We start from the raw sequence: 22,156 nt of genomic DNA on the forward strand, positions 1-22,156 counted from the left end.
GACAGACGATGATCGCGCGCCGCTCCCTGCTGATCACCGCCTTGCTGGCCGCTCCGGCCGCTTGGGCGAAGCCGCCGAAGGCGTTCGACATTCGCGCGATCGAGCGCCGCCGGCTTCTCCCTCAAGCCAAGACCGTACTTGCAGTCGGGCCGCGCACCATCGCCGCAATCCCCGCGCCGCGCAGCCCGGCGGGACCGCGGGACTATTATTCCGAAGGTGACTATTGGTGGCCTGACCCAGCCAACCCCGGCGGCGCCTATATTCGCCGCGACGGCCGCTCGAACCCCGACAAGTTCGACGGGCACCGCGACGCATTGATCGCCTTCGGCCGCACCGTTCCGACACTCGCCGCCCTGTGGGACCTCACCGGCGAGGCGCGCTTTGCCGAAGCCGCAATGCGTCACCTGACCGCATGGTTCGTCGACCCGAAGACGCGGATGAACCCCAACCTCAATCACGCGCAAGCGATCATCGGCGTCAACAGCGGCCGCGCGATCGGCGTGATCGACACGCTGCAGATCGTCGAAGTCGCGCGCGCCGCAGCGCTTTTCGCGCGCAAGCAAGCGCCTGGCTATGCCGCGATCCGTGCGGGCGTCGAGGGCTGGTTCGCCGAATATCTGGGCTGGCTCACGACCTCACCCTTCGGCACAGCCGAACGCGACGAGAAGAACAACCACGGCACCTGTTGGCTGTTGCAGGCGGCATCCTTCGCCGCCTTGCTCGGCCGCACCGACATCCTCGATGACGCGCGTAAACGGCTCCAGACGATCATCGTCCCGACCCAGATCGAACCCGACGGGCGCCAACCGCTCGAACTCGCGCGCACCAAGCCCTACGCCTATGCGCTCTTCAACCTCGACGCGCTCGCCGCTTCGGCGTGGCTGCTAGGCGGCGGCGAACTGATCGACTGGAAGACCCCTGATGACCGTTCGATCGGCGGCGCGATCGCGTGGATGGCGCGCTTCATCGCCGACAAAAGCCAATGGCCGCTCGCGCCCGATATCGAATATTGGGACGGCTTCCCGGTGCGTCAGCCCAGCCTGCTCTTCGGCGGCCTCGCACAGCAGCGTGACGACTGGCTAACGTTGTGGCAGCGCCTGAACCCTGACCCGGCGATCGGTGAGGTTGTGCGCAACTTCCCGGTCCGCCAGCCATTGCTCTGGGTGCCCGCCTAGCCGCCAGTTGCCTCCTCCCGATCCGTGCGCAGGCTTGTCCACCTCATCCCATATCGTCATTCACGACCCTTAGGTCTGCGAGAGACGCCATATCGTCTCGGGCGATTTTGTTACCGATAGCACGTCATGTCTCACAATCGCTGCCGGGCACGCCGAACCGGCCAGTTCCGGAGAGGCCCAGGAACTGGCCGGACAGCGGTCCGACAAAGGCTGGCGGGTGCCGGGGTTCAGCCCTTGCAGGCCTGCTTGTTCTTGTTGCCCGCGAGACGGCAGTCATAGGTGACCTTCTTGCCGTTGCTCAGCGTCGCCTTGGCGAGATGCGTATTCTGCCGCGTCGAGGCGACCCGCTTGGGTGCCGCAGTCGTCGCGGCCTTGGGGGCGGCAGTCTGTTTCGCCGCGATATGCGCGACCGGCTTGGCGGCGGCGCTCGACGAGGCGGCCGGCGTCGAGGCAAAGACCGGGGCGGTGATCATCATCGTCGAGGCAAGACCGAGCCCGACAAGAGTACGAAAGCGTGCCATATTCTTCACTCCATAAATCCACGAAAGCGGACGAGATGAACCAGGATGTCCAGGCGGGAACCGGGGCGGAGAGTCAGGGGGATGGCCCCGCCTTGGACGTCCCCCTTCTAACGCCTCCGATCCAACCGGGGCATGGCCGCCACATGACAATATCGTAATCCTCGCGTCAGCTTCCGGACGGACACGCCCGCCTATCTTTGTCTCATCGACCAACGGGAACCACGCGCGATGGCCGCCCGGATTGCGAAGGACGTTCCATGAAGAAATGGCTTTTCGCTCTGCTGCTCATGCTCGCTGTCGCCGCGGCAGCCTATCTGCACGCTGGCTATTACAACGGGCCGCTGTTCCACGACATGCCGACCGCCGATGCTAGCCCCGCCAAACCCGCGATCGTCATGCTGTCGGGCGATATGGGCAACCGGGTCGGCAAGACGCCCAGGATTGCTGCGCGGCTGCACGCGCGCGGCTATGCCGTCGTCACCGTCAATTCGCTGACCTATTTCTCCGCGCGCCGAACGCCCCGGCAAGCCGCCGGATTGATCGAAACGGCGATGATCCGGGCGATGAAGCTGGGAAAAACCGATCATGTCGTGCTGATCGGCCAGTCCTTTGGCGCGGACATGCTCCATGCAGGCCTCGCACAATTTCCGGCCGCCGCCCGCAAGCCGATCCGCTCGGTAGTGCTGATCGTACCTGGCGAAGACATCATCTTTCGCGCCTCGCCCATCGAACTCGCCGGGCTCGAGACCGCCGATCAGCGCGCCTATCCGACCGCATCGCGGCTCCGCTGGGTGCCCGTAACCTGCATTCACGGCGCCGAGGAGCCGGACAGCCTGTGCCCCGAGCTTCAGATGCCCAATGTCCGCCGGATCACCCTGCCCGGCGGACACGGGCTGCATTCCGATTATCGCGCCATTGAAGATGCGATCAGGCCCGCGATCGTTAATCCGCCAGCCGCAAAGGAGGCAATGAGATGAGGTTTTGGGTCCTGGCGCTGCTTATGGCGCTATCCAGCGGTGCGCAGGCCGCAACGGCAGCGACGCCGATCGGGCTATGGCAAAACCCCAAGGGAACGATCCTTGTACGCACGCATAGCTGTGGCCAGCTGCTCTGCGGCGATATCGTCTGGGCTGGCCCCAAGGCGATCGCCGATGCGCGCGACGCCGGGGTGGCTTCGCTGGTGGGCACCGAATTGCTCAGCGACTATCGCGCAAGCGGCGTCGGCCGCTGGACCGGGCAGGTCTATGTCCCCGATCAGGGACGTCGCTTTTACTCGACGATCGAACTGAAGAACCCGAACAGCTTGCGTATATCGGGCTGTATCCTGGGCGGGTTGATCTGCAAGCATCAGGAGTGGACCCGGCGATGACAGCCTTCCGGGATAGCATGGCGTGGATCCAGCACAACAAGCGGCGCGCGTCGATCGGCGCCGCGCTGCTTGTCGCTGCTCTCGGCCTGACCGCGCTGTTCAGGCTGCTCCATTCGGTTCGTCCGCACGAGATACGTCATGCCTTCGACGCGCTGTCGGCGGGTCAGGTCGGCGCGGCGCTGCTGTTGACGACCGCAAGCTATATACTGCTGACGTTGTACGACCGCTTCGCGTTGCAGGTCATCGGCCGGCGATTGCCCTGGCGGACCTATGCGCTTGCATCCTTCACCAGCTATACGCTCAGCCACAATCTGGGGTTGGCGCTGCTCACCGGCGGGTCGGCGCGCTACCGCGTCTATCGCGCGGCGGGGCTGAGCGGCGGCGAGATCGGCAGCGTGATTGCGCTGGCGAGCCTGAGCTTCTGGAACGGCGTCATCCTTCTCGCGGGCCTCGCCGCGCTGACGAGCACACATATATTGCCCTTCTTCGATTGGGGGCTGTCGCTTCACTGGCTGCATCTCGCCGGGCTGGGCGTGCTGACCCTGTGCCTCATCCCATTGCTGCTCCGTCATTTCGGACTGGAGGCGGTCGAGATCGGCGGCTGGCGCACGCCGCTGCCGGATCTCAAGCGCAGCGCCGGGATGACCGTGGTTGCCGCGCTCGATCTCGCCGCCGCGAGTGCCGCGCTTTATGTCCTGCTCCCCGCCCCCGATCCCGCCGCCTACCCCGCCTTTTTCCTGGGCTATGCGCTCGCGATCATCGCGGCGCTCATCAGCCATGTGCCCGGCGGCCTCGGCGTATTCGAGGCGGTGGTGATCGCGACCGTACCCGGCGACAAGGCGCAACTGCTCGCCGCGTTGCTGGCGTATCGCGCCATATATTATCTGCTGCCCCTGCTGGTGGCGGCACTGCTGCTCGCCTGGCACGAAAGCAAGGCCTGGCGGGCACCGGCAAGGGATATTGCGCAGGCGGGCCAATCGCTCCTCCGCGAGCTGGCGCCGCCCCTGCTCGCCGCGCTGGTGTTCGCGGGTGGACTGATCCTGCTGCTGTCGGGCGCGACCCCGGCCGATGTCAGCCGCATGCACGACCTCAAGCACGTCCTGCCGCTCCCGTTTGTCGAGGCCTCGCATATCGCCGCCAGCCTGTCGGGGACGCTGCTGCTCTTTCTCGCGCCCGGACTGTTCCGCCGCCTCGACGGTGCTTTTGTCGCGACGCGCGCGCTGCTGCTCGCCGCGACCCTTTTTTCGCTCGCCAAGGGCTTCGACTATGAAGAGGCGCTGATCCTGTCGGCGATATGCGCCGCGCTCCAATGGAGCCGGCCGGCCTTCTACCGCACCACATCGCTGCTCGATGCACCGCTGTCGAGCGGCTGGATCGTCGCCGCGATGACCGCCGTCATGGCGTCGGCTTTCGCCGGCTTCTTTGCGTACAAGCATGTCGCCTACACGAGCAGCCTGTGGTGGCAGTTCAGCCTGAACGGCGATGCACCCCGTTTTTTGCGCACGCTCTTCGGTATCGCCGTACTGGTGGCCGGCCTCGCGCTCTGGCGGCTGCTTGCGCCATCGACGCGCGCGGGCGACGACAAAAAAATCACCTTCGATCAGCTCGGACCGGCGCTGGCCGTCGCCGACCATAGCGATGCATTCCTCGCTTTCACCGGCGACAAGCATTTCCTGCTTGCCGACGAAGGCGATGCCTTTCTGATGTACCGGGTGCAGGGCGCAAACTGGATCGTGATGGGCGATCCCGTTGGAAGCGAAGAGCGCTGGGCGGACCTGCTGTGGAAATTGCGCGAACGCGCCGATGCGGCGCAAGGCCGCGTTCTCCTCTATCAGATCAGCGGCGCCTGCCTGCCGCCCGCGATCGATCTGGGCCTGTCGATCGTCAAATATGGCGAAGAGGCGCTGGTCGAACTCGCCACCTTCTCGCTCGCGGGTCCGCAGGCCAAGTCGTTGCGCCATTCCGAGCGTCGCGCGATTCAGGACGGCGCAACCTTCGCTATCATCCCCGCGGCCGATGTGGCGCACCATCTGACCGAACTCAAAGCCGTATCGGACGATTGGCTCGACGCGAAAAAGCAGCGCGAAAAGGCGTTCAGTCTCGGCAGCTTCGATCCCGCCTATCTGACGCATTTCCCCTGCGCTGTTGTGCGCGTTGACGGGCGCATCGTCGCTTTTGCCAACATCCTTGCGACCCCGAACCACGAGGAGATGTCGGTCGACCTGATGCGCCATGCACGCGATGTCCCCTATGGCGTGATGGATTTTCTCTTCTTGCGTCTGATCCAGCATGCGCAGGCGGAGACGTATCGATGGTTCACGCTGGGAATTGCGCCGCTTTCGGGGATCGACGGGCGCAAGCTCGCGCCGGCTTGGGCGCGCGGCGCCGCTTTCCTGTTCCGCCACGGTGAAGCGCTCTATGGCTTCGAGGGGCTTCGAAACTACAAGGCCAAGTTCGCGACGCATTGGGAACCGCGCTATATCGCAGGGTCGCGCGGCATGGCCTTTGCCCGCGGCATGACCGCCGTGCATCACATCGTCTCGCGCCCCGCCGCGGCGAAGGACGATGGCGCGATCGTCGCCCAAGCGCTGCGTGATCGAAAGCCGGCGGCTTCGCCTTCGCCATGACCGCGCAAACCGCTATAGACAGCCGCGAGGCACACATCTTCGGGCTGGAAAGTTTCGCTATGTCGCAAAAGATACTGGTGATCGAGGACGACCGGACGACAGCGGACTTCATCTGCAAGGGCCTGACCGGCGAGGGGTTTCTGGTCGATCATGCCGCCGACGGGCGCGATGGTTTGTTCCATGCGACCGACGGCAGCTATGATGCGATCGTCCTCGACCGTATGCTGCCCGGCATGGACGGTATGGCGGTGCTGGCCGCGATGCGCGCCGCGCAGATCGCCACCCCCGTCATCATCCTTTCGTCGCTTGGCGCAGTCGACGCGCGGGTCGAAGGGCTGACCTCGGGCGCCAATGATTATCTCGCGAAACCCTTCGCCTTTTCGGAGCTTCTCGCGCGGTTGAACCTGTTGATGGCAAAGCCATCGGGCGGTGTGGCGGCCGAAACGATGCTGATGTGCGACGATCTGGAAATGAACCTGCTCAGTCGCCGCGTGACCCGCGCCGGCAAGCGGGTCGATCTGCAACCGCGCGAGTTCCGGCTGCTCGAATATCTGCTGCGCCACAAGGATCAGGTCGTAACCCGGACGATGATGCTGGAAGGTGTGTGGGAATATCATTTCGATCCCGGCACCAACGTTGTCGACGTTCACGTCAGCCGTCTGCGCCGCAAGGTCGACGACGGTTTCGACAAACCCCTTGTCCATACCATTCGCGGCGCCGGCTATATGCTCGGCAACCCGGACTGACGCGCGATGCGGCGGGCACTTTTCGGAAGCACGATCGTCCGCCTGACGCTGATGCTCGTGTTCGCACAGGTCGCCGCGCTCATACTTGGCCTGACCGTTATCCATCGCTTCACCTCGGCGACGATCCTGTCCGACGCCCGCACCGCCGCCGAGGTCGCCCGCGACGATCTGATCGACGATTATCGACAGTTGGGCCTGTCCGGGCTGATAGAGGCGATCGATTACCGGTTGAAGGCGCGCGACGATCGCAATTTCATCGTTCTGCTCAAAGCGCCCGACGGCAGACGGCTGGCAGGAAACCTGCGCGAATGGCCGGCAACCGTCGCCGACACCGCGCACTGGCGACAAAGATCGCTCTCCCGCGAAGGCTCTACGGTGGCCGAACCGATGGGCGTGGTCACGGCGCGCCTGCCCGGCGGCTATGCCTTGCTGACCGGAGAGGTGCTGGAAGCGCAGCGCCAACTGGCCCAAGCCAGCGAGACCGCCTTCCTGTACGCGCTCGCCGTCGGTGTCTTGATCGCCGTGCTTATGGCGGCGCTCGTCGCGTGGATATTGGCGCGCCGCATCGACGTATTCTCGCGCGCGGCGAATGCATTCGTCGGCGGCAAATTCGACACCCGCGTCGAGCGCGACGAAACCGGCGATGCCTTCGACCGGCTGGCGCTTTCGATCAACGCGATGTTCGGCCGTATCGCGGGGCTGGTGCGCGAACTGCGCATGGTGACCGATTCGATGGCGCATGATTTGCGCTCGCCGGTGTCGCGGATGAAGGCCCGCCTCGAACAGGCGCTCGGGCGGACAAATGACGCAGATGCGCAGGTGGCCATCGCTGGCGCGATCGAGGAAGCTGACAGCCTCCACCGCCTGCTCGACACCGCGCTCGAAATCAGCCGGACCGAGGCCGGGATCGGCCGCGACCAGTTCACGCGCTTTGCCATCCGCCCGATGCTCGAAGACATGGCGGAAGTTTATGGTCCCCTGGCCGAGGATCGCGGCTTTGCGATTTCCGTCGATGCCCCGACGAATCTCGACATATTTGCGCACCGCGAATTGCTGGTGCGTGCGCTTTCCAACCTTGTCGACAATGCGCTCAAATATGCCGCCGGTGGATCGGCTATCCGGATCGCTGCGCGGCAAACTGACGGCCACATCATCGACCTGATAGTGGGCGACGACGGCCCGGGGCTGACCGAAGGCCAAATGGTCGACGCGGCGCGCCGCTTTGTCCGCCTCGACCCGGCGCGCGGCGGCACCGGTGCGGGGCTTGGCCTGTCGCTCGTCGAAACGATCGCCCATCTGCACAGCGGCACGATGCATATCGAGCCCAATCCGCCGCACGGACTGCGCGTGCGGCTGAGCTTGCCGGTCGCCTCCGACCGTCACCGCTCCTAGATATGGACAGCGTAGGTGATGACGAAGCATGCGAGCGTCATCAACAACATGCCGGCAATAAAGCTGGCATCCGCCAGCTGCTCGAGCCGGTGCAACCGCCGCGATGAATCCAGCCGCAAGGCGAAATAGGATGACAGCATCGCGGTGAGGAACAGCAGCGCGTCGATCGACAACAAGTCATCGGCGAGCGTCGTGCGCCGGGCGACACTGATCGTGACCTGCAAGATGCCGATCCCGGTCAGGCAGACGCCGACCATCGCAGCCGCGATCGGGCAGATGAGCCGGCAAGTGCGCTCGTCAAGCTCGGCACTGGAAGGCATAGAATCCTCCGTAGGACGGTGAACCGGAGGCTCCTCGCCCGCAAGGTTGCGGCGCAGCGCCATGACGGCGATGGATAGGGTGCGCTCCGGCCACCTGCGTCCGGAAAGGATGGTATCCGTGGCCATGCGACCGCAGCATGGACGGACGGTTACGGATCCGCAATTTGGCCGAAGCGGATTGCACGCCTGCTCCGCGCTTACTCTCCCCGTGTCGCCCGGCGCGCGGTCAGCGGCACGAGGATCAGCAGACCCGCAATGATCCAGAATGCAATTGGCAGGCCGACGGCCTTGGCCAGAAAACCGATTCCCGCCGGTCCCACGAGAATGCCGGCATATCCCAATGTCGTCAGGGCGCCGATTGCGAGCGCCGGCGGCATGCTGGTCTGGGCTCCGGCACGCCGGAACAACACGGGCACGATATTGGATGCCCCCAAGCCTATGAGCAGAAAACCCGCCAGCGCAACCGAAGCAACCGGAACCGCAAGCATGACTATAAATCCTGCCACAGCCACCACCCCGCCGACGAGCAAGGTGCGATAGTCGCCGAGCCGGGTGACCAGATTGTCGCCCAAGAGGCGACCGATCGTCATGGCAACCGCGAACAGGATATAGCCGACACCGCCTTGCTCCACGCCCACGAGGCCCGCTTGCGTTATCAGAAGCGCACTCCAATCGAGCATAGCGCCTTCGGCCAGAAAAGTGACCATCGCGAGGATCGACAAGAGAAGGACGATCCCTTTCGGACGCACAAACAATGGTCCCTCTTCTACCGCAACCATGGCGAAAAGGCGCGGCGTGGCGGCGAGCATCGCCGCGAGCATCAGGCCCGCGCAGACGAGACTGCTGGTCAGCAGATCGAACCGCATCGTCAGGAACAACGTCATCAGGGCGGATCCGGCAAATCCGCCGATGCTGAACAGCGCGTGGAAACCCGACATGAGCGGCTTGCCCGCAGCGCGTTCGACTTCCACGGCGTGCACATTCATCGCGACGTCCAAAGATCCGAGCGCGCCTCCGAAGAGCGACAGGGCCATGCCGAGAGCGAGGGGCGTCGACGCAATCGTGAGGAACGGGAGAACGCCCGCCAATGCAAAGCCGCTCACGACGATAACCGGCTTGCTGCCGAACCGTGCGCTGAGGGGCCCGGTCGCGATCATCGCGACAACCGAACCCGCACCGATACAAAGCAGCAAAAGGCCGAGCATGGCATCGTCCACGCCGAGACGCTGTTTGGCGAATGGAACAAGCGGTGCCCAGCAGGCGATCCCGAAACCGGCGACGAGAAACGAGAGGCGGGTCGCCAGCCGGGTGGCCGGACGGTCTGCAGAAATCATATCGCTGTTCCCCGGAAAATTCAGTCGCGCCCGGCGACGATGATCGTGCCCGCTCCGGCCGCGTCGAGCGATGCGCACTGCCCGCCGGTGACATCGGGGCCGACGATCAGTGTATCGACCTGCCGGAGCGAAGCGATCTGATGAACCGCTCGCCTGTCGATCTTGTCATGGGTCGCGAGAACGGCCGTACGGCGTGCCGAGGCGATAACGGCGCGCTTGAATGTCGCGTCTTCGAAATGGTCGGCAGCCAGGCCATCCTCCGAGACCGAGCAGGCGCCCATAAAGGCCCGGTCGAAGCGCATCTGGACGATCGCCTGCACGGCCACTGCATCCACGCACCCCCCGATCAACGGATCGGCCATCCCGCCGACAACCAGCAGGCGAAGATCTTGCCGGCGAAGCGCCTCGGCAGCAATGTCGACCGAATTCGTTGCGACGGTCAGGCCAGCTTCTTCGGGAAGATGTTCGACCATGGCGAGGTTGGTGCTGCCACTGTCGAGAAACAGGAACTCTCCCGGCGACACGAGATCCGCCGCAGCCCGTGCAAGAAGCTGCTTCTGCTCGCGACTCTCTCCAACCCGCGCGGCCAGCGGCATCGCATCGGGGGAGATCGGCAGCGCGCCGCCATAGACACGGCGGCAACGGCCTTCCGCAGCCAGCGCCCGCAGGTCGCGGCGGATCGCATCTTCGGAAACGCCGAATTCGGCAGCAAGCACATTCGCCGTCACCGCAAGCCCGTTGGCGAGCCTCGCAGCGATGATGTCGCGTCGCGCAGTGGGAAGGTCCGTCATCATGCAACGCGCATATCGTGCACAAACGTGCACGTCAACACGCCGAATCATGCATTACCATGCACCGCGAGCGGATTCGCGGAGGGCCGGCGTTCTGACTGGCGTCGATGCTGCCGCGCTTTCGGCGCTTCATCCCGGAGTTACGGGAAACTCCGATCCAAAGCCGCTAACGCCATCAATCCAGAACCACCTCGACCTCGCGGGCCTCGCGGATATCCTCCGACGACACCCCGGCCAGAATCCGGTAGCGGCCCGGGATCACCCGCCACTGCCCTGCCGTCGGATCGAATTGCGAAAAAGCGCGCGGATCGAGGGTGACGGTGATGGTCCGGCGCGCTTTCGGCGCGAGGTCGACCTTTGCGAAACCGCGCAGCGCGATCGGCGGGTCGCCCGCCGCCGCCGTGACGGGTGCAACGTAGATTTGCACCACTTCCTTGCCTGCGCGCTTGCCGTCGTTGCGCAGCGTCACCCGAACGGGCACCGCCTCGCTCCCCTTGATCCGCGCGGGAGCAGAAAGGCCCGAAAAGGTAAAGCTGGTGTAGCTGAGCCCGTGGCCGAACGCGAACAGCGGCTTGAGCCCGCGTGCCGCGTAGCCCCGGTATCCGACAAGCAATCCTTCGGAATAGGGCGTCTTGGCGCCCTTGAGGTTGATCGTGTCATCCTCGGTCCGCGCCGGAAAGGTCACGGGCAGCTTGCCCGACGGGTTGACCTTGCCGGTCAGGACATTTGCAAGCGCTGCGGCGCCGCCCTCGCCCGGCAGCCACATGTCGACGATCGCCGGTGCCCTCTCGGACCAGGGCATCGTCATCGCCGCGCCCGCATTGACGACGACGACGGTCTTCGGATTGGCGGCAAGGATCGCCTCGACCAGCTTGTTCTGGTCGCCAGGCAGATCGAGCGAGGTGCGGTCATATCCCTCGCCCTCGGTCGTCGACGACGAGCCCACGAACAGGATTGCGGCATCGGCGCCGCGCGCCGCCGCGACCGCCTCGTCGAACGAGGGCAGCGGCTCGCGAATACCGAAGCTCAGATATTCATAGGGCGTCTGACCGGTGACATAATCGATGCGGATCGGATAGCTGCGTCCCGCCTCGAGCGCGAGCGACACGGTCCGCCGCGGGATCGGGAAGCCCAACACATCGCGGATGTCAGGTTTCGACGCGCTTTCCTTCGACAGCACGGTCTTGCCGTCGAGCGTGATTGTCGCATTGCCGGTGCCGCGGGTGCTGAATTCATAGGTGCCGCTCTTGTCGGGCCAGAACAGCCCGTCCCAGCGAAACGCGGCATAGCCCGTAACCTGCGGCCCCGCGATATTGCCGCTGATCCGTTTCAGGAAGCTGGTCGCAGTTTCGCGCTTCACCGGCTCGCCGCTCATATCGGCGTTGGCGTAATAGGTCGCCGCGAGGCCGGTGACGCTACGGTCGGTGCCGGGGCTGAACAGCTTCGAATTGGCCCCGGGCGGTGTTTCTTCATTGTCGACGCCGCGGGCGAAGCTGATCTTCACGCCGGGCAGCGCCGCCTTGAGCGCCGCGAGCGGCGTGCTCGTCTCGAACGGCACAACGGCCGAGCTGCCACCGCCCTGGATGCGCACGACGTCGGCGTTGGGGCCGATCACCGCGAGCGACTTGATCGACGACGGGAGCGGCAGGACGCCGCTGTTCTTGAGCAGGACGATCGCTTCCTCGGCGGCGCTCTGCGCCAGCGCGGCGTTGCGCGGCATCGTTTCGGCGACGGCGCGCGCAGTGCCGCGTTCGATCGCGCCGCTCCGCACGATCAGCCGCACCATGCGGCGGGCATTGTCGTCGATCTGTGCCGTCGTAACCTTGCCCTCGTCGACCGCTTTCCTGAGCTTCGGGCCGAAATGGTTCGGCGGTCCCGGCATTTCGAGGTCCATGCCGGCATTGACGGTGGTCGCCGTCGAATGGACCGCGCCCCAGTCGGACACGACGAAACCCTTATAACCCCATTCGGTCTTGAGCAGGTCGGTGAGCAGCCAGCGGTTCTCGGCCGCATGGGTGCCGTTGATCTTGTTGTACGACGCCATTACCGACCAGGGATCGCCCTGCTTGATGACCATCTCGAACGCCGGCAGATAGATTTCGCGCAGCGTCCGCGGATCGACGACCGAGTCGACGATGAAGCGGTTGGTTTCCTGATTGTTCGCGGCGAAATGCTTGAGCGAGACGCCAATGCCTGCGCCCTGCGCACCCTTCACATAGCCGAGCCCGATCTGGCCCGCGAGATACGGGTCTTCGGAATAGGTTTCGAAATTGCGGCCCCAGCGCGGGGTGCGAACGATATTGACCGTCGGCGCGAGCAGCACGTCGGCGCCGTGCGCAAGCGTTTCCTTGCCGATCGCCGCACCAACCCTTGCGGTCAGTTCGGGGTTCCACGTCGCCGCCATCGCGACGCCGACGGGAAAGACCGTCGCCGGCTTGCCCTCGGGCGAGCGCACGCCCGTCGGCCCGTCGGTCATGCGGATCGACGGAATGCCGAGCCGCTCGATCGGATTCAGCGTCATCGACGATTCGCCCGCAAGCAGCAGGATCTTCTCGTCGAGCGTCAGCCGCGCCATCAGATCGTCGACCCGCGCCTCGACCGGCGCCGCTTTGTCCTTGTAGATCATATCCTGCGCCTGCGCGCCGGACAGCGCCACCGTGGAGGACAGCAGAGTTGCCGCCAGATAGGCTGCCCGGCTCTTCATCACTTGATCTCCGCCAGATCCTTGGCCGTCGCGGCCAGCATCTCGTCGGTGATCTTGCCATTCGAATAGGGCTGGAGCTGCGACAGGCTGATCGCCTTGAACATCTCATATTCGGGCAACGCGATCATACCGGGGAAATGCTTTTCGATCACCGCCTTGCCCTTCTCGTCGGCGACGATGTCCTGCAACGGAGTGTCGAGGTTGAACTTTGCGTCGCTTGCAGCCGGTGCCGGTGCGGGCGCTGCGGGCGCAGGCGCGGGGGTCGCCTGGGCAAAAGCGGGGGCGGCGGCCATCAGCGCCGCAACAAACATGGCAGTTTTCATCATTCTTCTTCCTTTCCGAGATCGGCGACCATCGCTTCTCTGATCAGATATTTCTGGACCTTCCCCGTCACCGTCGTGGGGAACTCGTCGACGATACGCACGTAACGCGGGACTTTATAGTGGGCGATCTGGCCGCGGCAGAATTCGCGTATATCCTCGGCGTCGGCGCTGGCGTCGGCGCTGGCACCGGGCTTCAGCCGCACCCATGCGCAGAGCTCCTCACCCATGCGTTCGTCGGGAATACCGACCACCGCGACATCCTCGACCGCGGGGTGGCGATAGAGATAGTCCTCGACTTCGCGCGGATAGATATTCTCGCCGCCGCGGATCACCATGTCCTTGAGGCGCCCGACGATATTTCCATAGCCTTGCGGGTCGATCGTCGCGAGGTCGCCCGAGTGCATCCAGCCGTCTTCGTCGATCGACTCCATCGTCCGCTGCGGCTCGTCCCAATAGCCGATCATCACCGAATAGCCGCGGGTGCACAGCTCGCCGGCTTCGCCCGACGGCACGACATGGCCCTCGGCATCGACGATCTTGCATTCGAGGTGCGGCTGCACCCGGCCGATCGAACCGACACGGCGTTCGAACGGATCGTCGGGCGCGGTCTGGAAACTCACCGGGCTGGTCTCGGTCATGCCATAGGCGATCGTGACATCGCGCATGTTGAGCCGCTCGACCACCTGCCGCATCAGCGGTTCGGGACAAATTGCGCCCGCCATGCAACCGGTGCGCAGCGACGAGACGTCGAAATCGTCGAAGCGCGGATGCGCGAGCACCGCGATGAACATGGTCGGCACGCCATAGAGCGACGTGCACCGTTCGGCCTCGACCGCGCGCAGCACCGCTTCGGGATCGAAGCCTTCGGATGGATAGATCATCGCCGCGCCGTGGGTGAGACTGGCGAGATTACCCATCACCATGCCGAAACAATGATAAAGCGGCACCGGGATACAGATGCGATCGCCTGCAACCAGCCCCTGCGTCCGGCCGACGAAATAGCCGTTGTTGAGGATATTGCGATGGCTGAGCGTCGCCCCCTTGGGCAGGCCGGTGGTGCCGCTGGTGAACTGGATATTGATCGCGTCGTTCGGGTCGAGCGTCGGACCGATGGCGGCAAGGCGCTGGCGGTCCGTATCGCGCCCCTGCGCTGCCGCAGCGTCGAAACCCAGCCAGCCAGGCCGCGCCTCTCCGCCGATCAGGATCAGCGACCGCAGCGTCGGCAGACGCGCGGCACAAAGCTGGCCGGGTGCGCTTTCAAAAGCCTCGGGCGCGAGCTCTTCGATCATCGCGGGATAGTCGCTGGTCTTGAAGCGCGTCGCCGCAACCAGTGCCGACAGCCCGACCTTGTTGATCGTATATTCGACCTCGGACAGGCGATAGGCCGGGTTGATCGTGACGAGGATCAACCCGGCGCGCGCTGCGGCGAACTGGGTCAGCGTCCATTCGACACAATTGGGCGCCCAGATGCCGATCCGGTCGCCGGGGTTCAGTCCGAGCGCGAGCAACCCCGCAGCGAGCGCATCCGACCGTTCGAGCAGCTCCGCAAAGGTCCAGCGTATGCCCTGCGCAACCGACACGAGCGCATCGCGCGTGCCCCAGCGCTCGGCGGCGAGCGCAAGCGCATCACCGATACTATGCTCGATCAGCGGCGGCTCGCTCGCCCCGGCGACATGGCTCGTCATTTTCCGGGCGCCTCGCAAGCGAAGCTGGCAGCCTCATCGGTCGAACCCTTGCCGTCCCACTTCGCAACCTTGGGGAACGGGCAAAGCGGCCGCGTCCGCCCCGCTTTTGCGGGAAGACCGATATAGGCAAACAGGTCGTTGTCATATTTGGTCGCGATAATGCGCTCGGGTGCGGGGCCGCCCTGGCGCCAGCTGTCCAGCGCCGCCAGCGGATCGAAACTATTGGGTCCCGGACCGCCGAGGCAATGCGACATGCCCGGCACCATGAACAGACGGGCCGAGGTGGCGGCGGCGCGCGGGTTGGCCGCGACGACGCGCTCGTAATAGTCGAGCGTGTTCTGCGCCGGAATCCCGGCGTCGTTCCAGCCATGATAGAGGATCAGCTTGCCGCCGCGTTTGAAGAAAGCGCCAAGATCGGCCTTGTCGGCGTCGAGATCGCCGCCGACGCGAGCCTTCGCCAACGCATAGTCGCGGTCGAGATTAAACTCGGACAATTGCCATTCGGGATTGCCGTGCACGAAATAGCGGAAGAATTGCGTTCCGAATTTCACATGCTGCGAACTGCTGCCCGTCAGCCACATCGCCCAGGTACCGGCTTCGGCCTCCGCGCCCGGCGCAAAGCCGGGGTAGAAGGATTTACCGTCGGCGGTCTTCGGGCCTTCGTAGAAAAGTTTCGCAGTCGCGACTTCGCCCGCCGTCAGGCAATCGGCGCCGTCACCGGCCTTGCATGCGAGCTTGGCGAGATCGACGCGGCACGCGCGCGGATCGTCGATCACGCCGTCCTTGACGCCGTCGAGCCCGTCGCATTGCCCGAGCGACGCCGTTTGGAGCAGCTTGAGTTTCGCCATCGACAGGTCGCCGCCCGGCTTGTTCGCCGCGATGGCATTGCTGGTAAAGGCGCTGGCCATGCGCGTCCAAGGCATCGCCGGGGCCCCCGCGATGATCGCGTCATAGTCGGCGGGATAACGCTGCGCGAGGGTGAGCGCCTGCCGTCCGCCATCCGAGCAGCCGTGGAAATAGCTTGCCGCGAGCGGGCCTTCATAAAAGGCTGCGATCACCTGCTTCGCGGTCTCCGCGCCGACGTGATTGGCGCGCCAGCCATAGTCGCGGATCTTTTCGGGGGCGTTCAGCGCCCAGCTTGCATCGACGTCGCTTTCACCGACATGTCCCATGTCGGTGCCGACCGCTGCATAGCCCTTTTTCACCGCGCCGCGCATCAACAGCGACGGCAGCAGCATGTTCGCGCCGAAGCCGCCATTGCCCGCACCGAGCAACTTGCCGTTCCAGCCCGCGCGTTCGGGCAGCCACACCTCGACCTTGATCGACGATCCCGGCACCGGCGACAGCGTCGCCTGCACGCGGCAAAAAGCAGCGGGGGCCGGAAGGCCGGGCTTGCCCGCCTCCAGATTGACCGTGGCGCCGCCCGCGAGCGAGATCGCGGCGTCGATCTTGCCATCCTTCAACGCCATACCGGTCAAAGCTTCGCAGCTATCGACCTTTTGCGCGGTGGGCGTGGACGTCGGTGCGGGCTCATTGGCGGTGCAGCCGGCAAGCAGCGATCCGCCGGCGAGCATGAGGAAGGATGCGACCCTCATTTGCCGACGAGTCCCTGCGTGCGCATCCAGTCGGCCATCGCGCCGGTCCATGCGTCGCTCGCTTTGCCGCTTTTCTTCATGCCGAAACCATGGCCTCCATTTTCATAGGTGACGATCGTGCTGCTCGCGCCTGCATTTTTCCAGGCCGCGGCGAGGCGGACGCTGTCGTCGTGCGCCAGCTTGTCGTCCTTGGCGACCGTAACGAAGAGTGGCGGTGCCTTCTTGGGCACGACAATCGCGTCGGGCAGCAGGCCGGGGTAGACGGCAATCGCGAAATCGGGGCGGCTGGCAGGCTTGTTCGCCGCCAGCGTCCACACCGTCACCGCGCCGCCAGCCGAAAAACCCATCAGCCCGACGCGGTTCGATTTGATCCCGTAGCGGCCCGCATTTTTGCGCACCCACGTCACCGCATTCTCGCCATCGGCGGTCGCGAGCGGACGCAGCGGTTCGACCGCGGTGCGCAAGGACCCGAGGTTGCCGAGGTAACGCATCATCTGGAGCGGAAAGTCGACGCCGGTTTCGAGCAACCGATATTTGAGGACGAATGCCGTCACGCCCAGGCTGTTGAGCCATTTGGCAACCGCCTCGCCCTCATTCTCGATCGACAGCATCAGAAAGGCGCCGCCGGGCGCGACGATCACCGCGGTGCCGTTGGCCTTGCCCTTCTCGGGAACATAGGCAGTCAGCGTCGCATCCGACACATTGCGCACGATCGTCCCGAAAGGCCCGGTCTCGCGCACCTCTTTCGAGGTGGCGGGCACGGGGTCTGTCGACAGACGGATCACTTCCCATGCGCAGGCAGGGATCGCAACGATCGCAAGCGCGCCGGCAATGAGGGCGGAAAGGCGCATGGTCATATCCTTCATTTCTTTGCATCCCGGGCGGCAGCGATGGCGGTCAGCGCGGGGCTGCCCGCAGGCGCCATCGCGGTCGCTGCGATCCCGATCGACAAAAGCTTCGGCGCCGCAGGGTCGAGCCGCGCCCAGACGGGCAATCCGTTTCCGTTCGGATCGCCCGTCTTGGCGAAATTGGTCCAGTAATCGCCGATCTGTTTCGCGGCAGCGCGGTCGGCGGCAGTGGCATCGGGCGCAAGATTGCCGAACTGGAACGCCACATCCGACGCATGGACCGCACCGACATCGGGCTTCCGCTGGGCCTCGGCGACATAGCCGAAGCGATAGAGGAAGGCCGGCGCCCCGACGCGCGCCTGCGACAGGCCGAACGCCAGCGCGGGTTCGGCGAAGATCACGTCGCCGCCGATCCGCCGGTTCGCCTCATCCTCGCTGGCATAGGCCGCTTTCACCGTCGCTGCAGCGGCACCCAGCCCCTTTTCGACCGGGCCGTTGATCATGGCGCGAAAGGGTGCGGGGATGAAGCCGAGTTCGTCGTCATTGCTGCCGATGATATAGGGAATGCGCGCCTGCTTGCCCGCGGCGAATATGGCGTCGGCGCCTGCGGGAACGATCGTGCCATCGGTGATCGGTCCCGAATAGCGATCCTCTTCCTTGCTCATCAGCGCGATGGTGCCGAGGACCTTGTCCGCAGGAAGTGCGCGCAGCGCCGCCGCATCGGCGGCATTGGCGCGCGTGCCGAACGCCTGCCCCTTCGCCTGTGCTTCGGCGAGGGTCGGCCAGTCGTCACGACCGCCGCCCGATGCAACGATGGCACGAGCGAACAGGCCTTTCGCCGCGGGCGAAGCCATCAGACGCGAGACCGACTCACCGCCCGCACTTTCGCCGAAGATCGTGACCTTCACCGGATCTCCACCGAAGGACGCGACATTGCGCTGAACCCATTTGAGCGCCGCAATCTGGTCCATCAGCCCCCAATTGCCATCCGCGCCCAGTGCGGGATGCGCGAAGAAGCCGAAGCGACCGAGCCGATAGTTGAAGCTGACGATCACGACATCGCGCCGCGCCAGCACCGCGCCGTCGGTTTCGGGCAGCGTGCCCGATCCGCCGACGAAACCGCCGCCGTGAATCCAGACCATCACCGGCAGCTTCGCGCCCTTGCCGGGCTTCGGCGTCCAGACATTGATGCTCAGGCAATCTTCGCTGGTCGGGCGGCTACCGGCCGGAATACCCGGCAGCGGATTCTGCATACAGTCGGGGCCATAGTTCGTCGCACCGCGCGGTGCGCTCCATGGCGTCACCGGCGCCGGCGCGCTCCATCGCCCCGCACCGACCGGCGGCGCGGCATAGGGAATGCCCTTGAAGGATGCGACGCCATCGGCCGTCGCGCCCGTGACGGCGCCGCTGTCCGTCGCCACCTGCTGCGCGCTGGCAGAAGCTCCCGCTGCTGCGAGGGCGACCAAGGTGATAATGCCGCGGATCATTTGGCGCCTCCGGTGGTGAAAATGAAACGGCCGGGGCCGGTTCGGTAGATAGAATAGTTCTTTTCCCCGCGCAGCCGCTCGGCACCTGCGGGCGGCGTCACGGCACCGAAACGCGTCGGCACCCAGATCTCGCCCGTCGTATTGCGCGGCACGTCGGCAGTCAGCGTCAACTTGCCGGCGTCGACCTTCCAGCCCGAAAAGGCGCGGCCATGGACCGTATCCATCGCCGCCTCTGCACTGGCGAGGCCGTCGGGGATCGCTGGCTTGACCAGCACGACCTTGTACCCCGGCGCCCCGGGGCGCAGCCCTGCAAGCCGTTGCCGCATCCAGTCGGCGATCGAGGCGAAATAATGATGGTCGCGCGAGCGGCTGTTCAGGCTCCACGTCTCGAACATCGTCTTATGACCGTTGGCGATCCACCAGCCCCAGCTCGGCTCGTCGGTGCGCGTCGCGACACGGTATGCAAGGTCGGCGTGGCCGTAGTCACTCAGGATTTCGAGCAGGTAGCGCGCGCCATAGACGCCGGTGCGCAGTCCCTCTTGGTCGACATTATTTGCGATGGCCGCGGCGACATCTTTCTCGCGTCCTTCGGGCACCATGCCGAAAGCGAGCGGCAGAATATTCTGCACCTGCGTCGGCCGGCCGACCGCGCCCTTGCTGTCGATGGTTCGATACCAGCCCATGGCGCCATTCCAGTAGCGCGCATTATAGGCGGCCCGAATGTCCGCAGCGAGCTTCGCGTAGCGCGCCGCATCGTCGGTCTTGCCGATGATCGCGGAAGATTTCGCAAGTAGATCGGCCTGATGAAAGAAATAGGCCGTCGTCACCGCGTCGATGCCGCCGCCGCGCGCATTGCTGTAATCCATGCCGCCCGCCGACGCCCATTCGGACAGCCCCGCCGAACGGTAATAATCGGGCGCCTTGATGAAGGTCGCGGTATAGTCGACCAGCCGGCGCTGCATGTCGTGGTTTTCGGCGAGGATGCGTGTGTCGCCATAGGTTGCGTAAAGCTCCCACGGCAGGATCATCGCGGCGGCATCCCATGGCGTCGTCGGACCCCATATCACATTCCAGCCGGGGCTATTTTCATAGCCATAGAAAGGCGTCGTCGGCGCGATTTCGGGCACCTCGCCCTTGTCCGACTGGGCATCGCGGAAATCGGCGAGCCATTTGGTCCAGACCCGCGCGACGTCGAGGCTGCGCGCGGCGGCGCCCGCCGACGCCTGCGCATCGCCGGTCCAACCATTTTTCTCATAGGTCGGCGTGTCGGTGACGAAGCCATGCATATTGTTGAGAATCGTAGCGATCGCCGCATCGTCGATCTGGTTGAGCAGCGGGTTCGCGCTGGTGAAGCTGCCGGTACGCGCGATGGCCGAATGAACGATGCGGGCAATCAGGGCTCCTTGCGCCGGATCGCCGGGAAAACCCTCAACCTGCACATAACGGAAACCGCGATAACCGAAACGCGGCTCCCACGTCTCTTCGCCCTTGCCCGCCAGCGTATAGCGGTCGGTCTGGAGTTGTGCGTCGATCAACCCTGCGGCGGGGACGGCCCTGCCATCGTCGGCGACGCGTTCGCTCGCAACCATCGACACGGTGAGCCCGCGCGGACCACGCAACCGCAGCACCGGCCAGCCGGCAATGATCCGGCCGAAGTCGTAGACATGGACCCCCGGAGCGATTTTCTTCACCGAGACGGGGGAAATGGCTTCGATCGGCTTGATTTCTTCCGAATTCGCTCCTGTCAAAACGCCCGTTGGCCCGGTGACCAATGGTGCCGCCATCCATTTCCCGTCGCGAAAACCCGTGCGGTCCCATCCGGTTGGCACACGCCGTGCGTCGAATCGCTCGCCGCGATGCACCGAGTCATTCAGGGTCGGCCCCGATATGGTCCGCCAGCTGCCGTCGGTTGCGATTGTCTCGCGCGTTCCATCGACATAGACAACCTCGAGCTGCGCCTTCAGCGCAGGCTCGCCATGCCATGGCGCAGCGTGAAAATACCATTCATTGGGATCGGTCAGGCCGTACCAGCCGCGCCCCAGTTCGGCACCGATGACATTGTCGCCGCGGCGAAGCAGACTGGTCACGTCATAGGCATGACTGAGCACGCGTTTGTCATAGGCGGTAAAGCCCGTTCCCAGCGACGATCCGACGACCGTGCCGTTGATCAGCAGGCGCGGCATACCCGCACCCGCGAAAAAAAGACGCGCGCTGCCGGGCTGTTTCGCGAGATGAAAGGCCCGGCGGAGCAAGGGTGCCGGCGCCTCGATCGGCAGGACCATGTCGACCCCGCCAACCCCGCTTGCAACGACCAGCCCGTCGTTCCCGACGCTGCCGCCGGTGAAGGGATTGTCGCCGCCCGCAAAATCAATCGCCACCTTCGGGCTTTGGCTTCCCGAAACGCGGACTTTGTGAATGATCGCCGCAGCGGCTTCCTTACCCGAAAAACCGATCGTGCCGTGCTTGTGCGCATCATTGTCGACCGTCGCGACGATTGCACCATCGATGCGCGTGACGATATGGCTGCCCTCTGCACGAATGGACAGTTTGATGCGGCGCCCCTTGACCGGCCCGGCCAGCTTGACCTGCCCCAGCCGCTCCATCTTGATCGCCGAACTGGTCCCGCCGGGATAACGGCGAACCGTCTGGATCAATTCGGGGCCATTCTTGTCGTCGGCCAGCGTCCAGACATAGGCGTCGCCATAGGTCTTGCCGTTGGGCAGCGCGCGGAACAGGATATCGACGCTTTTGCCCGTCAACGTCAGTTCGGTGTCGAGCGCCAGATCACCCCAGTCATGATCGCGACGCTGCGGTCCCGAAATCCATTGCGCCTGCCAGTCGGATGCGCCGAGAAGCCCCATTTCCCAAAAGGTAGGCCTGCTCCAGCCCGTGGCATTGCCAGCGGCATCCCACACCTGCACCTGCCACCAGTAACGCTGGCGCGACGCGAGGGCTGGCCCGGAATAGGCGATCTGGACATTGGCGCTGGATGAAACCTTGCCGCTGTCCCAGAACAACTCCCCCCCCGTCAGCGCCCTGTACGACGTAGCAACTTTCAACCGGTAGGCCGCCTGCTTCGCAACCGGCACCCGCCAGGCAAGCCGCGGCGCGGGCGTGTCGAGACCCAGCGGTTCCTTGGTGTATTCGACGCGAAGCTCGTCCGGCACAGCATCGTCGGCGGCCCGGGCAATCCCCGGGCCGAATGACAGCGCCAGCACAAGAAGGAAGCCAGCGGCGGA

17 protein-coding genes are annotated in these 22,156 nt (G+C 64.9%); 6 read left to right on the forward strand and 11 right to left on the reverse strand.

Features of this window, described 5'->3' with window-relative positions; all coding sequences use genetic code 11:
* Positions 1-8 precede the first annotated feature (8 nt).
* A complete protein-coding gene (locus AC07NV_RS06640; RefSeq protein ID WP_495165554.1) occupies positions 9-1,175 on the forward strand; it encodes an alginate lyase family protein in 1,167 nt (388 codons plus the stop codon).
* 227 nt (positions 1,176-1,402) lie between these two features.
* On the opposite strand, the gene AC07NV_RS06645 is transcribed toward AC07NV_RS06640, so the two are convergent.
* Positions 1,403-1,696: a hypothetical protein gene (locus AC07NV_RS06645; RefSeq protein WP_495165555.1), complete on the reverse strand. Its 294-nt coding sequence runs from the start codon at positions 1,694-1,696 to the stop codon at positions 1,403-1,405.
* A 257-nt stretch (positions 1,697-1,953) separates the two neighbouring features.
* On the opposite strand from AC07NV_RS06645, the gene AC07NV_RS06650 reads away from it, so the two are divergent.
* The 5 genes from AC07NV_RS06650 to AC07NV_RS06670 are packed head-to-tail and all read left to right on the forward strand — an operon-like array spanning position 1,954 to position 7,830.
* Positions 1,954-2,673 carry an AcvB/VirJ family lysyl-phosphatidylglycerol hydrolase gene (locus AC07NV_RS06650; protein WP_495165556.1) on the forward strand — a complete coding sequence of 240 codons (720 nt, stop codon included), beginning with the start codon at positions 1,954-1,956 and terminating at the stop codon, positions 2,671-2,673.
* Positions 2,670-3,065 carry a DUF2147 domain-containing protein gene (locus tag AC07NV_RS06655; RefSeq protein WP_495165557.1) on the forward strand — a complete coding sequence of 132 codons (396 nt, stop codon included), beginning with the start codon at positions 2,670-2,672 and terminating at the stop codon, positions 3,063-3,065. The genes AC07NV_RS06650 and AC07NV_RS06655 overlap by 4 nt, the downstream gene beginning before the upstream one ends.
* Entirely contained in the window at positions 3,062-5,692 is a 2,631-nt protein-coding gene (gene mprF / locus AC07NV_RS06660; protein ID WP_495165558.1) for a bifunctional lysylphosphatidylglycerol flippase/synthetase MprF, read from the forward strand. The genes AC07NV_RS06655 and mprF overlap by 4 nt, the downstream gene beginning before the upstream one ends.
* Positions 5,693-5,751: 59 nt before the next feature.
* Positions 5,752-6,438 (forward strand): winged helix-turn-helix domain-containing protein, encoded by a 687-nt coding sequence (locus AC07NV_RS06665; RefSeq protein ID WP_495165559.1) that lies wholly within the window; start codon positions 5,752-5,754, stop codon positions 6,436-6,438.
* A gap of 6 nt (positions 6,439-6,444) precedes the next feature.
* Positions 6,445-7,830 carry a sensor histidine kinase gene (locus AC07NV_RS06670; RefSeq protein WP_495165560.1) on the forward strand — a complete coding sequence of 462 codons (1,386 nt, stop codon included), beginning with the start codon at positions 6,445-6,447 and terminating at the stop codon, positions 7,828-7,830.
* Here the strand turns inward: AC07NV_RS06670 and AC07NV_RS06675 are convergent.
* The 10 genes from AC07NV_RS06675 to AC07NV_RS06720 all read right to left on the reverse strand — a co-directional run bounded on the left by AC07NV_RS06675 (position 7,827) and on the right by AC07NV_RS06720 (position 22,135).
* Positions 7,827-8,276, reverse strand: coding sequence for a hypothetical protein (locus AC07NV_RS06675; protein WP_495165561.1), 450 nt, complete (start codon positions 8,274-8,276; stop codon positions 7,827-7,829). The two genes, AC07NV_RS06670 and AC07NV_RS06675, sit on opposite strands and share 4 nt — an antisense overlap.
* A 71-nt stretch (positions 8,277-8,347) precedes the next feature.
* Complete coding sequence (locus tag AC07NV_RS06680) at positions 8,348-9,484, reverse strand: MFS transporter (RefSeq protein WP_495165562.1); 1,137 nt, start codon at positions 9,482-9,484, stop codon at positions 8,348-8,350.
* Positions 9,485-9,504: 20 nt separating this feature from the next.
* The gene (locus tag AC07NV_RS06685; RefSeq protein ID WP_495165563.1) at positions 9,505-10,278 is read right to left on the reverse strand and encodes a DeoR/GlpR family DNA-binding transcription regulator; all 774 of its coding nucleotides are present in this window, start codon (positions 10,276-10,278) and stop codon (positions 9,505-9,507) included.
* 172 nt (positions 10,279-10,450) lie between these two features.
* A complete protein-coding gene (locus AC07NV_RS06690) occupies positions 10,451-12,979 on the reverse strand; it encodes a beta-glucosidase (protein ID WP_495165564.1) in 2,529 nt (842 codons plus the stop codon).
* Entirely contained in the window at positions 12,979-13,305 is a 327-nt protein-coding gene (locus AC07NV_RS06695) for a hypothetical protein (RefSeq protein WP_495165565.1), read from the reverse strand. Before AC07NV_RS06695 ends, AC07NV_RS06690 begins: the two co-directional genes overlap by 1 nt.
* Complete coding sequence (locus tag AC07NV_RS06700; RefSeq protein ID WP_495165566.1) at positions 13,302-14,987, reverse strand: AMP-binding protein; 1,686 nt, start codon at positions 14,985-14,987, stop codon at positions 13,302-13,304. The genes AC07NV_RS06695 and AC07NV_RS06700 overlap by 4 nt, the downstream gene beginning before the upstream one ends.
* The gene (locus AC07NV_RS06705; RefSeq protein WP_495165567.1) at positions 14,984-16,582 is read right to left on the reverse strand and encodes a tannase/feruloyl esterase family alpha/beta hydrolase; all 1,599 of its coding nucleotides are present in this window, start codon (positions 16,580-16,582) and stop codon (positions 14,984-14,986) included. The genes AC07NV_RS06700 and AC07NV_RS06705 overlap by 4 nt, the downstream gene beginning before the upstream one ends.
* The gene (locus tag AC07NV_RS06710) at positions 16,579-17,433 is read right to left on the reverse strand and encodes an alpha/beta hydrolase (RefSeq protein ID WP_495165568.1); all 855 of its coding nucleotides are present in this window, start codon (positions 17,431-17,433) and stop codon (positions 16,579-16,581) included. The genes AC07NV_RS06705 and AC07NV_RS06710 overlap by 4 nt, the downstream gene beginning before the upstream one ends.
* Positions 17,434-17,444: 11 nt before the next feature.
* Positions 17,445-18,917, reverse strand: coding sequence for a carboxylesterase/lipase family protein (locus AC07NV_RS06715; protein WP_495165569.1), 1,473 nt, complete (start codon positions 18,915-18,917; stop codon positions 17,445-17,447).
* The gene (locus tag AC07NV_RS06720; protein WP_495165570.1) at positions 18,914-22,135 is read right to left on the reverse strand and encodes a family 78 glycoside hydrolase catalytic domain; all 3,222 of its coding nucleotides are present in this window, start codon (positions 22,133-22,135) and stop codon (positions 18,914-18,916) included. The genes AC07NV_RS06715 and AC07NV_RS06720 overlap by 4 nt, the downstream gene beginning before the upstream one ends.
* Positions 22,136-22,156 lie beyond the last annotated feature (21 nt).

The organism is Sphingopyxis sp. GW821-FHT10B01, assembly GCF_059415685.1.

Excerpts from the sequence above, each read along its gene's own strand:
- AC07NV_RS06640 (WP_495165554.1), top strand. The coding sequence starts at position 9 with ATGATCGCGCGCCGCTCCCTGCTGATCACCGCCTTGCTGGCCGCTCCG.
- AC07NV_RS06645 (WP_495165555.1), bottom strand. The coding sequence starts at position 1,696 with ATGGCACGCTTTCGTACTCTTGTCGGGCTCGGTCTTGCCTCGACGATG.
- AC07NV_RS06650 (WP_495165556.1), top strand. The coding sequence starts at position 1,954 with ATGAAGAAATGGCTTTTCGCTCTGCTGCTCATGCTCGCTGTCGCCGCG.
- AC07NV_RS06655 (WP_495165557.1), top strand. The coding sequence starts at position 2,670 with ATGAGGTTTTGGGTCCTGGCGCTGCTTATGGCGCTATCCAGCGGTGCG.
- mprF (WP_495165558.1), top strand. The coding sequence starts at position 3,062 with ATGACAGCCTTCCGGGATAGCATGGCGTGGATCCAGCACAACAAGCGG.
- AC07NV_RS06665 (WP_495165559.1), top strand. The coding sequence starts at position 5,752 with ATGTCGCAAAAGATACTGGTGATCGAGGACGACCGGACGACAGCGGAC.
- AC07NV_RS06670 (WP_495165560.1), top strand. The coding sequence starts at position 6,445 with ATGCGGCGGGCACTTTTCGGAAGCACGATCGTCCGCCTGACGCTGATG.
- AC07NV_RS06675 (WP_495165561.1), bottom strand. The coding sequence starts at position 8,276 with ATGGCCACGGATACCATCCTTTCCGGACGCAGGTGGCCGGAGCGCACC.
- AC07NV_RS06680 (WP_495165562.1), bottom strand. The coding sequence starts at position 9,484 with ATGATTTCTGCAGACCGTCCGGCCACCCGGCTGGCGACCCGCCTCTCG.
- AC07NV_RS06685 (WP_495165563.1), bottom strand. The coding sequence starts at position 10,278 with ATGATGACGGACCTTCCCACTGCGCGACGCGACATCATCGCTGCGAGG.
- AC07NV_RS06690 (WP_495165564.1), bottom strand. The coding sequence starts at position 12,979 with ATGAAGAGCCGGGCAGCCTATCTGGCGGCAACTCTGCTGTCCTCCACG.
- AC07NV_RS06695 (WP_495165565.1), bottom strand. The coding sequence starts at position 13,305 with ATGATGAAAACTGCCATGTTTGTTGCGGCGCTGATGGCCGCCGCCCCC.
- AC07NV_RS06700 (WP_495165566.1), bottom strand. The coding sequence starts at position 14,987 with ATGACGAGCCATGTCGCCGGGGCGAGCGAGCCGCCGCTGATCGAGCAT.
- AC07NV_RS06705 (WP_495165567.1), bottom strand. The coding sequence starts at position 16,582 with ATGAGGGTCGCATCCTTCCTCATGCTCGCCGGCGGATCGCTGCTTGCC.
- AC07NV_RS06710 (WP_495165568.1), bottom strand. The coding sequence starts at position 17,433 with ATGCGCCTTTCCGCCCTCATTGCCGGCGCGCTTGCGATCGTTGCGATC.
- AC07NV_RS06715 (WP_495165569.1), bottom strand. The coding sequence starts at position 18,917 with ATGATCCGCGGCATTATCACCTTGGTCGCCCTCGCAGCAGCGGGAGCT.